Raw genomic sequence first — 17,036 nt, forward strand, 5'->3', positions numbered from 1 at the left:
TCGGAGTGCGGAGACGACGATGACGGCATCACAGGAGAAGGTCCTTGAAGCGCTGCGGACGTCACTGAAGGAGAACCAGCGGCTGAAGCAGCAGAACCGCAAGCTCACCGAGGCGCAGCGGGAACCGATCGCGATCGTGGCCATGGCCTGCCGCTTCCCCGGCGACGCGCGCTCGCCGGAGGAGTTCTGGCGGCTGCTGTCGACCGGCACCGACACGGTCTCGGAGTTCCCCGAAGACCGCGGCTGGGACCTGGACGGCCTCTTCGACCCCGACCCGGACCGGCCGGGCAAGAGCTACGCCCGACACGGCTACTTCGTCCACGACGCCGACCGGTTCGACGCCGGCTTCTTCGGCATCAGTCCGCGCGAGGCCCTCGCCATGGACCCGCAGCAGAGGCTGCTGCTGGAGACCGGTTGGGAGACGTTCGAGCGCGCCGGGATCGACCCGGAGACGCTGCGCGGCAGCCGTACCGGTGTCTTCGTCGCCGCCTCGCCGCTCGGTTACGGGAGCGGCCACCACCAGGCGGCCGCGGGCGCCGAGGGCTATCTGCTGACCGGGACCACCGTCAGCGTCGCCTCCGGCCGGCTGGCCTACACCTTCGGGCTCGAGGGCCCCGCCATCACCATCGACACGGCGTGCTCCTCGTCCCTGGTGGCGCTGCACCTCGCCTGTCAGTCGCTGCGCCGCGGCGAGTGCTCGCTGGCGCTGGCCGGCGGGGCCGCGGTGATGGGCGCCCCCACCATGTTCGTGGAGTTCAGCCGGCAGCGCGGGCTGGCCGCCGACGGCCGCGTCAAGGCGTTCTCCGCCGGCGCCGACGGCACCGGCTGGGGCGAGGGGGCCGGCATGCTGCTGGTCGAGCGGCTCTCGGACGCCCGCAGGAACGGGCATCCGGTGCTCGCCGTCGTCCGCGGCTCCGCGGTCAACCAGGACGGCGCCTCGAACGGGCTGACCGCGCCCAGCGGCTCCGCCCAACGGCGGGTGATCCGCGAGGCGCTGGCCGACGCGCGGCTGGCGGCGGACCAGGTCGACGCCGTGGAGGCGCACGGCACCGGCACCACCCTCGGCGACCCCATCGAGGCGCGGGCCCTGTTGGCCACCTACGGCCGGGATCGGCCGGCCGACCGGCCGCTGTGGCTGGGCTCGGTGAAGTCCAACATCGGCCACACCCAGCTCGCCGCCGGCGCCGCCGGCGTGATCAAGATGGTGCTGGCGCTGCGCCACGGAGAGCTGCCCGCCACCCTGCACGCCGAGGAGCCCACGCCGCACGCCGACTGGGCCGGTGGCGGGGTGGCGCTGCTCACCGCGCGCCGGCCGTGGCCGGAGACGGGACGCGTGCGCCGGGCAGCGGTCTCCTCCTTCGGCATCAGCGGCACCAACGCCCATGTGATCCTGGAACAGGCCGTCGAGCAACCGGAGTCGGAGCCGGAGTCGGAATCCGAGCCGGAGCCGCGGACGGCGCCGGCCGCGGGAACCGGATCCGGTACCGGCCGGGAGGCCGGGGCGCGCCCCGACACCGGCCTGCCGCACGACCCCGACACCTCCGATGACCCCGACACCCCCGGTGGCGTCACGCCGTCGCAGCCCCCGGCGGTCCTCCCGTGGCTGGTCTCCGCGCGGGGTGCCGAGGCGCTGCGCGCCCAGGCCGCCCGGCTGGGCGACGCTGCCGGGGCGCACCCCGAGTGGCGCCCGGCGGACGTCGGCTGGTCCCTGGCCACCTCGCGGGCGGCGCTGGAGCACCGCGCCGTCGTCCTCGGCGCCGGTCGCGACGAACTCCTCGCCGGACTGGAGGCGTTACGGAGCGGCGCGGCCGCGCCCCACGTCCTGGTCGACGACGCGCCCGCGCGCGGCGGCACGGCGTTCCTCTTCACCGGCCAGGGAGCGCAGCGCGCCGGTGCCGGCCGAGAGCTCTACGCCCGCTTCCCGGTCTTCGCGCGGGCGTTGGACGAGGTGTCCGAGCGGCTCTCCGCGCGGCTGGGCCGCTCGGTGCGGGAGATCCTGTTCGCGGACGCGGGCGAGCCGCCGGCCCGGCTGCTCCACGACACCGCCTTCACCCAGGCCGGGCTGTTCGCCCTGGAGGTGGCGCTGTTCCGGCTCGTCGCCTCGTGGGGACTGCGCCCGGACTTCGTCCTGGGCCACTCGGTCGGCGAGTTGGCCGCCGCGCACATCGCCGGGGTGTTCTCCCTGGAGGACGCCGTGACGGTGGTCGCGGCGCGGGGCCGGCTGATGCAGGCGCTGCCGCCCGGCGGGCTGATGGTGTCCGTGCAGGCCGGCGAGGAGGAGATCCTCTCGCTGCTCGAGGGGCAGGAGCACCTCGCCAGCATCGCCGCCGTCAACGGCCCGGAGTCCGTGGTGGTCTCCGGGGCCGAGGACGCCGTGCTCGGCATCACCGCGCGCCTGCACGCCGAGGGCCGGCGCACCAAGCGGCTCCAGGTCAGCCACGCCTTCCACTCCCCGCGCATGGACGACATGCTGGAGGAGTTCCGCGCCGTCCTGGACGGTGTGCCGCTCCACGAGCCCACCCTTCCGCTCATCTCGGACCTCACCGGCCTGCCCGTCACCGTCGACCAGGTGTGCTCGCCGGAGTACTGGGTCCGGCACGTGCGGGAGACGGTGCGCTTCCACGACGGCGTCGCGCACCTGGCCCGCCAGGGCGTGACCACCTTCCTGGAACTGGGCCCCGACGGCGTGCTGTCGACCATGGCGCAGGACGGGCTGGACCGCCTGGCGACCGCGCCCGACACCTCGACCGAGGGCGCGTTCGCCGCGACCGGCCCCGCGCCCGCCGTGGCCGTGCCGCTGCTCCACCGCGACCGGCCCGAGTCGGAGTCCACGCTCGCGGCGGTGGCCCGGGCCCACGTCCGGGGCGTCGCGGTGGACTGGCGGGCGCTGCTGACCGACTGGGGCGCGGCCGGGGAGCGGCTGGACCTGCCCACGTACGCCTTCCAGCGCCGGCGACACTGGCTGGCCTCGACGGACGGCGGCCCGGCCGACGCCGCCGGGCTGGGCCTGGACACCGCCGACCATCCGCTGCTGGGTGCCGCCGTCTCCCTGGCGGACGGGGACGGTCTGGTCCTCACCGGCCGGCTGTCGGCGGCCTCCCACCCCTGGCTCGCCGACCACGTGGTGCTGGGCACCGTGGTGGTCCCCGGCACCGCCTACCTGGAGCTCGCCCTGCGCGCCGGCCAGCGGCTGGGCTGCGGCAGCGTGGAGGAGCTCACCCAGGAGGCGCCGCTCATCCTCCCGGAGCGCGGCGGCGTCCAGGTGCAGTTGACCGTCGGCGCGCCCGACCCGTCCGGTCGACGGCCCGTCAGCCTCCACTCCCGCGCCGACGCCGCCGACACCGCGGCCGCCGAGCGGGCCTGGACCCGGCACGCCAGCGGGGTGCTGGCCCCCGGTGGACAGCCGGCCTCGGCCGACCTGGGCGGCCCCTGGCCGCCACCGGAGGCGCAGCCGGTGGACATCGACGACTTCTACGCCACCGTCGCCGACCACGGCTTCGACTACGGCCCGTCCTTCCGCGGCCTGAGGGCCCTGTGGCGCTCCGGCGACGACGTCTACGCCGAGGTCGCCCTGCCCGAAGCGGAGCGGCGGCAGGCCGGGGCGTACGGGGTGCACCCCGCGCTGCTGGACGCGGCGCTGCACGCCGGCCTCGTCGGCAACACCGGCGACACGGTCCGCCTGCCGTTCTCCTGGAGCGGCGTCTCGCTCCACGGGGGCGGTGCCGCCGCCCTGCGGGTGCGCGTCTCACCGGCCGGGCCCGAGGGCACGTCGCTGCTGGTCGCCGACGCCACCGGGGCACCGGTCGCGGCCGTGGAGCGGCTGCGTGCCCGGCCCGTCTCCCTGGAGCAGCTGCGCGCCGCCGGCCGCGCCCGGCAGGACGCACTCTTCCACCTGGAATGGACGCCCGCGCCGACGCCGGCCCCGCCGGCCTCGGCCGCCGCGGGCGCCACCTGGGCCGTCGTCGGCGGGGCGGCTACGATGCCGGCGCCCGGCGCGGCAGCCGCCGACGCCGGCGGCCCCCGGGCGGGCGGCTACCCGGACCTGACGGCGCTCGTCGAGGCGGTCTCCGCCGGCGCCCCCGTACCCGAGGTGGTCTTCCTGACCCGGCCCGGCACTCCGGACGGCCCCGCTGAAGGCGCCGACGGCACCCACGGCACCCACGGCGCAGACAGCACCCCCGGCGGAGACGGCACCGACGTACGCGACGGGGCGCGGCCGATGCCGGAGTCCGTGCGCCGCGCGGTGGACGACACGCTGTCCGTCCTGCGGTCGTGGCTGGCCGACGCGCGCTTCGCCGCCTCCCGGCTGGTGGTGGTGACCCGGGGCGCGGTGGCCACCGGTCCGGACGACGGGCTGCCGGAGCTCGCCCAGGCGCCGCTGTGGGGGCTGCTGCGGGCCGCACAGGCGGAGCACCCGGGCCGGTTCGCGCTGCTGGACCTCGACACGGACCTCGCCCGGGGCCTCGCCACGGACCGCGGCGCCGGCGACCCCGTACTCCCCGCCCTGCTCGCGGCGGCGGCCGGGGACGAGCCGCAACTGGCCCTGCGCGGCCACCGGCTGCTGGTGCCCCGGCTGAAGCAGACCCGCCCGGCCACGCGCTCCACGCCCCCCGCGCTCGACCCCGAGGGCACCGTCCTGATCACCGGCGGCACCGGCGCGCTCGGCTCCGCCCTCGCCCGCCACCTGGTCGTGGAGCACGGCGTGCGACGGCTGCTGCTGGTCGGCCGGCGCGGACCGGACGCCGCCGGAGCCGAGGCGCTGGCGGCCGGGCTGACCGGACTGGGCGCCCAGGTCACGGTGGCCGCCTGCGATGTGGGCGATCGGACGGCGCTGGCCCGGCTGCTGGCGTCGGTGCCGGCCGAACACCCGCTGACCGCGGTCGTGCACGCCGCCGCGGTGGTGGACGACGCGGTGATCGAGGGCCTCACCCCGGAGCGCGTCGAGGCCGTGCTGCGGGCGAAGGCGGACGCGGCCTGGCATCTGCACGAACTCGCCGGCGACACCGCGGTCTTCGTGCTGTTCTCCTCGGCGGCCGCGACCCTGGGCGGCGCCGGGCAGGGCAACTACGCGGCGGCCAACGTCTTCCTGGACGCCCTGGCGCAGCACCGCGCGGCGCTCGGGCTGCCCGCGCTGTCCCTGGCCTGGGGCCTGTGGGAGGCGGACGGCGGCCTCGCCGGCGACCTGGACGAGGCCGCGCTGCGGCGGATGCGCCGCTCCGGTGTGCTGCCGCTGTCCAGCGAGGACGCCCTGGCCCTGTTCGACACCGCGCTCGCCCAGGACCGCCCGCTGCTGCTGCCCGTACGGCTCAGCCTGGCGGCGCTGCGCACCGCGCCCGACGACGTGCCGCCGGTGCTGCGGGGGCTCGTCGGAGCGCCCGGCGCCCCGCGCGGGGCCGCCCCGGCGGACTCCGCGGCCGCGCTGGCGGCGCGGCTGGCCGGGCTGTCCCCGGCCGAGCGCGACCAGGCGCTGCTGGAGCTCGTGCGCACCCAGGTGGCCCAGGTGCTGGGCCACGGCACGGCGGCGGAGATCCCCGCCGACCGGGCCTTCGAGGAGCTCGGCTTCGACTCCCTGACCGCCGTCGAGCTGCGCAACCGACTGACCGCGGCCACCGGTCTGCGGCTCCCCGCCACGCTGATCTTCGACTACCCGAACTCCACCGCCCTGGCCACGCGGTTGGGGGCGAGCCTGCCACGGGACGGGCAGCCGGCCGCGAGCCCCGTGCTGGAACAGCTGGACCTCCTGGAGACCGTGCTCTCCGGCGTCGCCGCCGACCACCCCGACCACGCCCGGATCAGCACCCGGCTGCGGGCCGTCGCCGCGCAGTGGGCGGAGCGGCAGGGCACCGCGGGCGACGACGCCCCGTCGCTCACCGGCGGTGATCTGGACGCGGCGGCGGACGACGAGGTCTTCGACTTCATCGAGAAGGAGCTCGGCATCTCGTGACCGCGAGCGGGACCGGCAGCGCGTCCGGCACAGCACCCCAGACAGTCAGCCCACCCCAGTCCGGCAGCCCACCCCAGGCACTCAGCGCATCCCAGTCAGGCAGCGCATCCCAGGCACTCAGCGCACCCCAGGCACTCAGCGGAATCAGGGCACTCACCGCACGTGCCGCATCCAGCGAGGGACGGCGTCAGCGTGGAGAATGACGACAAGCTCCGTTACTTCCTCCGGCGGGTCACCGCCGATCTCACCGAGACCCGCCGACGGCTCCAGGAGCGCGAGGCCGTCGACGGCGAGCCCATCGCCGTCGTCGGCATGTCCTGCCGGTTCCCCGGCGGCGTCGACAGCCCCGAGAGGCTGTGGCGGCTGGTGGCCGAGGGGCGCGACGCGGTCTCGGCCTTCCCCGCCGACCGCGGCTGGGACACCGAGGACCTGTACGACCCCGACCCCGACGCGCTCGGCAAGACCTACGCGCGAGAGGGCGGATTCCTCCACGACGCCGACCGCTTCGACGCCGCCTTCTTCGGCATCGGACCGCGCGAGGCGCTGGCGATGGACCCCCAGCAGCGGCTGCTGTTGGAGACGGCCTGGGAGGCGTGGGAGCGCGCCGGGATCGACCCGGCCGCGGTACGGGGCAGCAGAACCGGGGTGTTCGTCGGCACCGGCCACCAGGAGTACGCGGCCCTGGTGCAGCGGGCCACCGAGAACTTCGAGGGCTATCTGCTCTCCGGGGGCGCGGCCAGCGTCATCTCCGGCCGGCTGAGTTACGTCTTCGGGCTGGAGGGGCCGGCGGTCACCGTCGACACGGCCTGTTCGTCGTCGCTGGTGGCGTTGCATCTGGCGTGCCAGGCGCTGCGGCGCGGGGAGTGCGAGCTGGCGTTGACCGGCGGGGCGGCCGTGATGGCCTCGCCGGGGATGTTCGTGGAGTTCGCCCGGCAACGGGGGTTGGCGCCGGACGGCCGGTGCAAGGCGTTCGCCGCCGCCGCCGACGGCACCGGCTGGGGCGAGGGGGTGGGCCTGCTCCTGGTGGAGCGGCTCTCGGACGCCCGCAGGAACGGGCATCCGGTGCTCGCCGTCGTCCGCGGCTCCGCCGTCAACCAGGACGGCGCCTCGAACGGGCTGACCGCGCCCAACGGCCCCTCCCAGCAGCGGGTGATCTGGCAGGCGCTGGCCGACGCCCGGCTGTCGGCCGGCGACATCGACGCGGTGGAGGCGCACGGCACCGGCACCGCGCTCGGCGACCCCATCGAGGCCCAGGCCCTGCTGGCCACCTACGGCCAGGACCGGCCCGCCGACCGGCCGCTGTGGCTGGGCTCGGTGAAGTCCAACATCGGCCACACCCAGGCCGCCGCCGGTGTGGCGGGCGTGATCAAGATGGTCATGGCGCTGCGCCACGCCGAGCTCCCGCGCACCCTCCACGTCGACGCGCCGTCGCCCCATGTGGACTGGTCCGCCGGCGCGGTGGAGCTGCTGACCGAGCACACCGGCTGGCCCGCGGCGGAGCGCCCGCGGCGGGCCGGGGTGTCCTCCTTCGGCGTCAGCGGCACCAACGCGCATGTGATCCTGGAGCAGGCGCCGGACCCAGAGCCGGAGTCGGAGTCCGAGCCGGGTCCGGAGCCGGCGACCGAGGCCCCGAAGTCCGCGGGCGAGGACCCGACGGAAACGGAAGCCGGGACTTCGGAGGGACGCGCGAAGGCGGGACCCGCGAGGACGGCACGCGCGAAGACGGAACTCGGGAAGACGGAACTCGGGAAGACGGAAGGCGCGAGCCAGGCTCCGGTCGACGGCGACACCCCGACCGCGAGGGGCGCTGTCGCCGGCGCCTCGGTGCCCTGGCTGCCCTGGCTGGTCTCCGCCAAGGACGAGCGGGCACTGCGCGCCCAGGCGGGGCGGCTGGCCGAGTTCGTCACCGCCCACCCCGAGCTGGACCCGGCCGACGTGGGCTGGTCGCTCGCCACGACGCGCGGCGCGCTGGAGCACCGGGCGGTGCTGGTCGTGGCGGACCGGGACGACGTCGCCGCGGCCCTGCGCGGCCTGGCCGAGGGCGACGCCGCCCCGCCCGGCGCGGTGACCGGCCGGGCGGCCGACGGCGGCCGCCCGGTGTTCGTCTTCCCCGGCCAGGGCGCCCAGTGGGTCGGCATGGCGGTGGAACTGCTGGACACCTCACCGGTGTTCGCCGCCCGCGTCGCCGCGTGCGAGGCCGCACTGTCCGGGTTCGTGGACTGGTCCCTGACGGCGGTGCTGCGCGGCGTCGAGGGAGCGCCGGGCCTCGACCGGGTCGACGTGGTGCAGCCCGTGCTCTGGGCCGTCATGGTGTCGCTGGCCGCGCTCTGGCGCTCCTTCGGCGTCGAGCCCGCCGCGGTCGTGGGCCACTCCCAGGGCGAGATCGCCGCCGCCGTGGTGGCCGGGGGCCTCTCCCTCGAGGACGGCGCCCGCGTCGTCGCGCTGCGCAGCCGCGCCCTCTCCGTGCTGGCGGGCCGCGGCGGCATGGTCTCCCTGGCCCTGCCGCGCGAGGCCGCCGAGGAGCTGCTGACCGCCTGGGGCGGCCGGATCACCGTCGCCGCGCTCAACGGCCCCGCCTCCGTCGTCGTCTCCGGCGACGCGGACGCCCTGGACGAGCTGACCGCCGCCTGCGAGCGCCGCGAGATACGGGCCCGCCGCGTGGAGGTGGACTACGCCTCCCACTCGCCCCACGTCGAAGCCATCGAGGCGGAGCTCGCCGAGGCGTTGGCGCCGGTCGCGCCCCGCACGGGCCAGATCCCCTTCCGTTCCACGGTGACGGGCGACTGGCTGGACACCGCCGCGCTCGACGCCGGCTACTGGTACACCAACCTGCGCGAGACCGTGCGCCTGGAGCCCGCCGTGCGGGCCCTCGCCGGACTGGGCCACACCGCGTTCGTCGAGATCAGCCCGCACCCCGTGCTCACGGCCGCCCTGGAGGAGACCGTGGACGCCGCCGACGCCCGCGCGGTGGTGGTGGGTTCGCTCCGCCGCGACGAGGGCGGCTGGCGGCGCTTCCTGACCTCGCTGGCCGAGGCGCACGCCCGGGGCGTGACCGTGGACTGGGCCCCGGCCTTCGCGGGCCGGCCCCGACGACGGGTGGAGCTGCCCACCTACGCCTTCCAGCGCCGTCGCTTCTGGGTCGACACCCTGCCCGCCACGTCCAGCCACGCGCTGGCGAAGGACTCCGCCGAGGACCCCGACACCGCGGCGGACGCGCTGCGTCGCCGGCTGGCCACGCTGTCGCCGGCGGAGCGGGACCGCGCCGTCGCCGAGCTGCTGGAGACGCATATCGCCGCGGTGCTCGGCATCGACGAGCCGATCGAGCGAGGGCGTCCGTTCACCCAGCTCGGCTTCGTCTCCCTCACCGCCGTGGAACTGCGGAACCGCCTCAACGCCGCCACCGGACTGCGGCTTCCGGCCACGGTCGTGTTCGACCACCCGACGCCCGAGGAGTTGGGCGGGCGGCTGCTCACCGACCTGCTCGGCACGCACCCCGAGACCGCGGCGCCCGCTCCGGCGGCCGTCACGGTCGCCGCCGACGACGACCCCGTCGCGATCGTCGGCATGGCCTGCCGCTTCCCGGGCGGCGTCGCCTCGCCCGAGGACCTGTGGCGGCTGGTCGACGCCGGCGAAGACGCGATCTCCGCCTTCCCCGCCAACCGCGGCTGGGACATCGAGACGCTCTACGACCCCGACCCGGAACGGGCGGGCCGCACCTACACCCGCGAGGGCGGCTTCATCGCCGACGCCGACGAGTTCGACGCCGCGCTGTTCGGGATCAGCCCACGTGAGGCGCTGGCCATGGATCCGCAGCAGCGGCTGCTGCTGGAGACGGCCTGGGAGGCGTTCGAACGGGCCGGCATCGCGCCCGAGTCGCTGCGCGGCAGCCGTACCGGCGTCTTCGCCGGCTCCAGCGGCCAGGACTACACCCAGCTCATGATCGGCGCGGCGGCCGCCGGCGTCGAGGGCTACGCGCTGACCGGCAACGCGGCCAGCGTGATCTCCGGCCGACTGGCGTACACCTTCGGCCTGGAGGGACCCGCCGTCACCGTGGACACGGCCTGCTCCTCCTCGCTGGTGGCGCTGCACCTGGCCTGCCAGTCGGTGCGGAGCGGGGAGAGCTCGCTGGCACTGGCGGCCGGCGTGACGGTGCTGAGCACCCCCCTCGCCTTCATCGGCTTCAGCCGGCAGCGCGGGCTGGCCCCCGACGGCAGGTGCAAGGCGTTCTCCGCCGCCGCCGACGGCACCGCGTGGGGCGAGGGCGCCGGCGTGGTGCTGGTCGAGCGGCTCTCCGACGCCCGCCGCAACGGCCATCCCGTGCTGGCCGTCGTGCGCTCCACCGCGACCAACCAGGACGGCGCGAGCAACGGCCTGGCCGCGCCCAACGGGCCCTCCCAACAGCGGGTGATCCGGCAGGCGTTGGCCAACGCGCGGCTGACGGCCGCCGAGGTGGACGCGGTGGAGGCGCACGGCACCGGCACCGCGCTCGGCGACCCCATCGAGGCCCAGGCGCTCCTCGCCACCTACGGTGAGGGCCGGCCCGCCGACCGACCGCTCTGGCTGGGCACGGTGAAGTCCAACATCGGCCACACCGCGGCCGCCGCCGGGCTCGCCGGGGTGATCAAAATGGTGCTGGCGATGGACCACGGCGTGCTGCCGCGCACCCTGCACGCCGAGGAGCCCACGCCGCACGTCGACTGGTCCACCGGCGCGGTCTCGCTGCTCGACCGCGCCGTCCCCTGGCCCGACACCGGGCGCCCGCGCCGGGCGGGCGTCTCCTCCTTCGGCGTCAGCGGCACCAACGCCCACGCCATCATCGAACAGGCCCCGCCCGCCGAGCCCGCCGATTCCGCCGCTTCCGATCCCGCCGCTTCCGAGGCCCCGGGCGACGGGGACGACGCCCCCTCCGGCGGGGTGGTCGCCGCGTCGGCGGCCCCCGGCCGCGGCGTCGAGACACCGTCCGACCCCGACCCCGATGCCGTGCCCGCCCCCGTGCCCGGGCGCTCCGTCTCCGTCGACCCGTCCGACGCGGTGCCCGACGCCGCCGGGACGGCGCGGCCCGCGCCGGTGGTGCCCTGGCTGCTGTCGGCGAAAAGTCGGGCGGCGCTGCGCGCCCAGGCCGCGCGGCTGCGGGAGCACCTCGCCGAACGGCCCGGCTCGCGCCCGGTGGACGTCGGCTGGTCCCTGGCGACCACCCGGTCCGCCCTGGAGCACCGCGCCGCCGTGGTGGCCGGCGACCGGGACGCCCTGCTGGCCGGGCTGGACGCGCTCGCCGCCGGACGGGCCGCGTCCGGCCTGGTGCACGGCGTCGCGGCGGGCGGTCGGACCGCGTTCCTCTTCCCCGGCCAGGGCAGCCAGCGGCCCGGCATGGGCCGCGAACTCCACGCCGCCCACCCGGTGTTCGCGGTGGCGCTGGACGAGGTCTGCGCGGAGCTGGACCGGCGCCTCGGCGCCCAGCCGGACCGACCGCTGCGCGAGGTGATGTTCGCGCCCGAGGGCTCCGCCGACGCCGCGCTGCTGGACGAGACGGTGTACACCCAGCCCGCGCTGTTCGCGCTCGGTGTGGCGCTGGCCCGGCTGTTGGAGTCCTGGGGCGTGGTGCCCGACTACGTCAGCGGGCACTCCCTGGGCGAGCTGACCGCGGCCCATGTCGCCGGTGTGCTGTCGCTGCCGGACGCCTGCGAACTGGTCGCGGTCCGGGCCCGGTTGATGCACAGCGCCCCGGACGGCGGCGCCATGGTGGCGCTGGAGGCGAGCGAGGACGAGGTGGTGCCGCTGCTGGCCGGGCGGGAGGACCAGGTCTCCGTCTCCGCCGTCAACGCCCCCCGGGCCACGGTGGTCTCCGGAGCCGAGGCGGCGGTGGCCGAGCTGGCGGCCGCCTTCGCGGCCCGCGGACGGAGAACCCGGCGGGTACGGATCGCGCGCGCCGCCCACTCGCCGCTGATGGACGGCGTGCTGGCCGAGTTCGGCCGGGCGGTCGCGGGGCTGTCGTACGCCGCCCCGCGGATCCCCCTGGTGTCCAACCTGACCGGCGACCGGGTGGGGCGGGAGGTCCGCTCCCCGGAGCACTGGGTGCGCCATCTTCGGGAGGCGGTGCGGTTCGGCGACGGCGTGCGGCGGATGGCGTCGGACGGCGTGACCCGCTGTCTGGAGCTGGGCCCCGGTGGGGTGCTCTCGGCGCTGGTCCAGGATCGCGACACCGATCCGGACGCGTCGGTCGCCGCGGTGCCGCTGCTGCGGCGCGACCGTCCCGAGTCGGAGAGTCTGCTCACGGGCCTGGCCCAGGCCCACACCCTGGGCGTCCGGGTGGACTGGCGGTCCGTGCTCGGCGGCTTCGGAGCGCGCCGTGTCGCGCTGCCCACCTACGCCTTCCAACGACGGCGGTACTGGCCCGACTGGTCCCCCGCGCTCGGCACCGAGACGGCGACGGGCGCACCGGCGGCCGATGCGCCGTCCCGCGCCGCCACGCCGTCCGCGGCCGCGGCGCAGGGCGCGGGCACGGGGGCCGGGCTGGACGAGGTCGAGGGTCCTGCCGCGCTGCGGGCGCGGCTGGCCGGGCTCTCGGCCGCCGAACGCGACGCGACCGTACGTGAACTGGTGGCGGCCGAGGTGGCCGCCGTGCTCGGCCACCCCACGACCGAGGAGGTGGAGCACAGCGTCGGCCTGCCGGAGCTCGGCTTCGACTCGCTGGCGGCGACCGAGCTGCGCAACGGCCTGGGGGCCGCCACCGGACTGCCGCTCGCCGCGTCCGTCGTCTTCGACCACCCCACCCTCAAGGCGCTCACCGCCCATCTGCTGGACGGGCTGGAGGCCGCCTGGGCCCCGACGGCGGGGGAGGGCCCCTCCGCGCCGAGCGGGGCGGCGCCGGCCGTGGGGCCGTCGACCGCCTGGCCGTCGACCGCGGGAGCGCGCGGCGGGGCACCCGGCGGGGAGTCCACCCTCACCTCGCTCGCGCTCCGGGCCGCACGGCTCGACCGCTTCGGGGAGATCCGCGAACTGCTCATGACAGCCTCCCGGTTCCGCCCCGCCTTCGACGCCTCCGCGCCGCCGCCGGCGGCCCCCGCCCCCGTACGGCTGTCCCACGGTCCGCACGGCCCCCGCATCCTCTGCTTCCCGTCCTTCGCGGGTCGCTCCGCGGCCCAGCAGTACGCCCGGCTCGGCACCGTGCTGCGCGGCCAGCAGGATCTGTGGGCCCTGCCCGCGCCGGGGTTCACCGCCGGCGAGCCGATCCCGGCCGACCTCGACGCGCTCGCGCTGCTCCACGCCGAGGAGGCCCGGCGGTGCGCCGGGGGCGAGCCGTTCGTGATCCTCGGGCACTCCTCCGGCGGCTGGGTCGCCCACGAGGTGGCCGCACGGCTGGAGGAGCAGGGCACCCCGCCCACGGCGGTGGTCCTGCTGGACAGCTACCGGCCCGACGGCGCGCACCTGCCCCAGGTGTACACCGCCGTCGCCGGCCGGCTCATGGGCGGGCAGGGGGCGGCGTCCCCCTCGACGGGGGAGCAGTGGGACGACGACTGCCTCACCGCGATGGGCGGTTACGACCGGCTCTTCGCGGACTGGCGGCCGAAGGCCGTCGCCGCGCCGACCCTGCTGCTCCGGGCCGTCGAGCCGCTCCCCGGCTACCCCGCCGAGGACTGGCGCGCCTCCTGGCAGCTCGCCCACACCGCCGTGGACGTGCCGGGGGACCACTTCACGGTCATCGGGGAACACGCCCCCGACACCCTACGGGCCATGGCCGACTGGCTCAGCACCCTGCCGTGACGGTCCGCACCCCGAACCCCCGAACCCCCGGCCCCCCGCCCGCACCTTGAACCCCCGAAGCCCCGCCCGCCCCCGAATCCCCGCATCCGCACGCCCCCGCCCCGACGCAGAAAGGCGACACATGAGCATCGACCACGGCCACCCCCTGGGAACGGTCGACCAGGACGTCCTCGACGGCCAGTCCGCCTACGACAAGCGCGCGCTGACCTTCTACGACCTGCTGGTCTACCGCGGCAGCTCACCCCTGTTCTGGCGCTGCTCGCCGCGGAACTTCCTGCGGATGTACGACACCTGCGTCGGCGCCGAGCACGTGGAGATAGGCGTCGGGACCGGCTATCTGCTCGACCACTGCCGGTTCCCGGTCTCCGACCCGCGCATCACCCTGGTCGACCTCAACCCCGCCACCCTGGACTTCACCGCCAAGCGGCTGGCGAAGTTCCGCACCACCCAGGTCAGGGCCAACGCGCTGGAGCCGCTGCCGCTGCCCAAGGCGTCCCACGACTCGGTCGCCCTGAGCTTCCTGCTGCACTGCATACCCGGCAGCATCAGGGAGAAGGGCGTCGCGCTCGCCCACGCCGCCGAGGTGGTGCGCCCGGGCGGGGTGGTCTTCGGCAGCACCATCCTGTCCTCCGGCGTACCGGTGACCCGCGCCGGCCGGTCCCTGATGGCCAAGCTCAACGCCAAGGGCGTCTTCCACAACCAGCAGGACAGCCTCGACGACCTGCGTGACCAGCTCACCAAGCACTTCGTCAGCCACGACCTGGTGGTCCGCGGCTGCGTCGGTCTGTTCCGGGCCCGCACCGCCCGCTGAGCGCCACCGCCGAGCACCGGTGCCCGGCGCCGTGACCGCGCCGCCGAGCACCGCCGGTGAGAGCCCGGCACCACCGCATGACCGCCCCGCAAGAGAGGACTTCGCCCGTGGGCACACGCTGGTACGCGATCGACGAGGTCGACGACGCGTTCTTCGACACGGCGCCGCTGCGCCACGCCCGATCCGTGGACATCCCCTTCCCGGCCGAGCAGACCTGGGCCGCGCTCACCGGGGACGAGGTGTCGAGCTGGACGAAGGGCATGAACGAACTCCGCTGGACCTCCCCGCGGCCGTTCGGGGTCGGCACCACCAGGGAGATCGACATGAGCGGGAACTTCGTGCTGCGGGAGCGCTTCTACCGCTGGGAGGAGGGGCGGCGGAAGACCTTCACCGGCGTGGAGGCGACCCGCTCGATCTTCCGGCATCTGATCGAGGACTACGTCGTCGAGCCCACACCCGAAGGGTCGCGCTTCAGCTGGCGCTTCGCGGCCGAGCTGCGCCGCCCGTGGAGCTTCTTCCAGGGACCGCTGGACCGGTTCTCCATCGCGCCCACGGGACGGTCGCACATCGACGGGCTGCGCGACCACATGCTCAGCCGGGCCGCCGGGAGCGGCGTCGCATACACGGTGAAGGGGCACTGACATGTGTGGCATCTCCGGATGGATCTCCTTCCAGCGGGACCTGGAGCGCGAACGGCCCTCGCTCCAGGCGATGAACGAGACCATGGTCTGCCGCGGCCCGGACGCCGAGGGCAGCTGGGTGTCCCGGCACGCCGCACTCGGCCACCGCCGGCTGGCCGTCATCGACATCGAGGGCGGCGTCCAGCCCATGGTGGCGGAGACCCCCGACGGTCCGGTCGCCCTGACCTACAGCGGCGAGGCGTACAACTTCACCGAGCTGCGCGACGAACTCCGCCGCCGCGGCCACGCCTTCCGCACCGCCAGCGACACCGAGGTGGTGCTGCGCGGCTATCTGGAGTGGGGCGAGGCGGTCGCCGACCGGCTCAACGGCATGTACGCGCTGGGCATCTGGGACGGCCGCACCGAGCGGCTGGTGCTGCTGCGGGACCGGCTCGGCATCAAGCCGCTCTACTACTACCCGACCAAGGACGGCGTGCTGTTCGGCTCGGAGGCCAAGGCCATCCTGGCCCACCCGCTGGCCGAGTCGGTGGTCGACACCGACGGCCTCCGCGAGCTCTTCGGCTTCGTCAAGGCGCCCGGCCGGGCCGTCTGGGCGGGCATGCGCGAGGTCAAGCCGGGCGCGCTGGTCACCGTCGACCGCTCCGGGCTGCGCGAGCGGGTCTACTGGAAGCTGGAGGTGGCCGAACACCGCGACGACACCGAGACCACCGTCCGGCGCGTCGGCGAGCTGCTCGACGACATCGTCGCCCGGCAGCTGGTGGCCGACGTGCCGCTGTGCGTGCTGCTCTCCGGCGGCCTGGACTCCAGCGCGCTGACCGCGCTGTCCGCCCGGAAGCTGCGCGAACAGGGCCGCCAGGTGCGCTCCTTCACCGTCGACTTCGTCCAGAGCGGCGCCTTCCGCACCGACGACGAACTGCGGGCCACCCAGGACGCCCCCTTCGCACGCCAGGTCGTGGACCACGTCGGCGCGCTCCACCAGGACATCCGCATCGACCACCAGGAGCTGGCCAACCCCGAGGTGCGGCAGGCCACCGTCGCCGCCCGCGACCTGCCCTTCGGCTTCGGCGAGGCCGACAACTCGCTGTACCTGCTGTTCAAGGCGATCCGCGAGCACTCCACCGTGGCGCTCTCCGGCGAGTCGGCCGACGAGATCTTCGGCGGCTATCCCTGGTTCCACATCCCGGCGGTGCAGCAGGTCGACATGTTCCCCTGGGTCACCGCGTCCGGGCTCGACCCGTCCGGCCACCCGACCAAGCTCATCGACTCGGAGCTGCTGCTGAAGACCCTCGACGTGCCCGGCTACTGGGCGCAGCGGTACGCCGAGACCGTGGCCGAGGTGCCGGGGCCCGAGGGCGAGGACCCGCACGAGCGCCGCATGCGGCACCACTGCTACGTCCACCTGACGAGCCTGCTGGGCATGCTGCTGGACCGCAAGGACCGGATGAGCATGGCCGTCGGCCTGGAGGTCCGGGTCCCGTTCTGCGACCACCGGCTGGTCAGTTACGTCTTCAACACCCCCTGGGCGATGAAGACCTTCGACGGCAGGGAGAAGAGCCTGCTGCGCGCGGCCGTACGCGACCTCCTGCCGGCCTCGGTGGCCGACCGCACCAAGGCGCTCTACCCGCACACCCAGGAGTTGGCCTACGTCGGCGCGCTGCAGCGCCAGGTGTCCGAGCGGCTGTCCGCCGGCCACCAGGCGGTGGACTTCTTCGACGGGAACGCGCTCCGCAAGGCCGCCGCCGCCCCGCCGGAGGCCGTACGGCGCGACGAGCGCGAGGCGTTCGAGCGGGTGCTGGACCTGGCCACCTGGCTGGACCTCCGACGACCGGCCCTCAAGATCTCCTGACGACCGTCCGTCGACATCTCCGACTCCCCTAAG

5 protein-coding genes are annotated in these 17,036 nt (G+C 75.7%); all 5 read left to right on the forward strand.

Annotated features, from left to right (window positions below; translation table 11 throughout):
• Positions 1-19 precede the first annotated feature (19 nt).
• Positions 20-5,944 (forward strand): type I polyketide synthase, encoded by a 5,925-nt coding sequence (locus LRS74_RS29475; protein ID WP_277743841.1) that lies wholly within the window; start codon positions 20-22, stop codon positions 5,942-5,944.
• Positions 5,945-6,136: 192 nt separating this feature from the next.
• Positions 6,137-13,705, forward strand: a complete 7,569-nt coding sequence (locus tag LRS74_RS29480; protein ID WP_277743842.1) for a type I polyketide synthase — start codon at positions 6,137-6,139, stop codon at positions 13,703-13,705.
• 121 nt (positions 13,706-13,826) lie between these two features.
• A complete protein-coding gene (locus tag LRS74_RS29485; protein WP_277743843.1) occupies positions 13,827-14,516 on the forward strand; it encodes a class I SAM-dependent methyltransferase in 690 nt (229 codons plus the stop codon).
• A 107-nt stretch (positions 14,517-14,623) separates the two neighbouring features.
• Entirely contained in the window at positions 14,624-15,157 is a 534-nt protein-coding gene (locus LRS74_RS29490; RefSeq protein WP_277743844.1) for an SRPBCC family protein, read from the forward strand.
• Position 15,158: 1 nt separating this feature from the next.
• Positions 15,159-17,003, forward strand: a complete 1,845-nt coding sequence (asnB, locus tag LRS74_RS29495; protein WP_277743845.1) for an asparagine synthase (glutamine-hydrolyzing) — start codon at positions 15,159-15,161, stop codon at positions 17,001-17,003.
• Positions 17,004-17,036: the final 33 nt, after the last annotated feature.

Origin of the sequence: Streptomyces sp. LX-29, assembly GCF_029541745.1 — a bacterium.
In the GTDB taxonomy this organism is placed as follows: Bacteria; Actinomycetota; Actinomycetes; order Streptomycetales; family Streptomycetaceae; genus Streptomyces.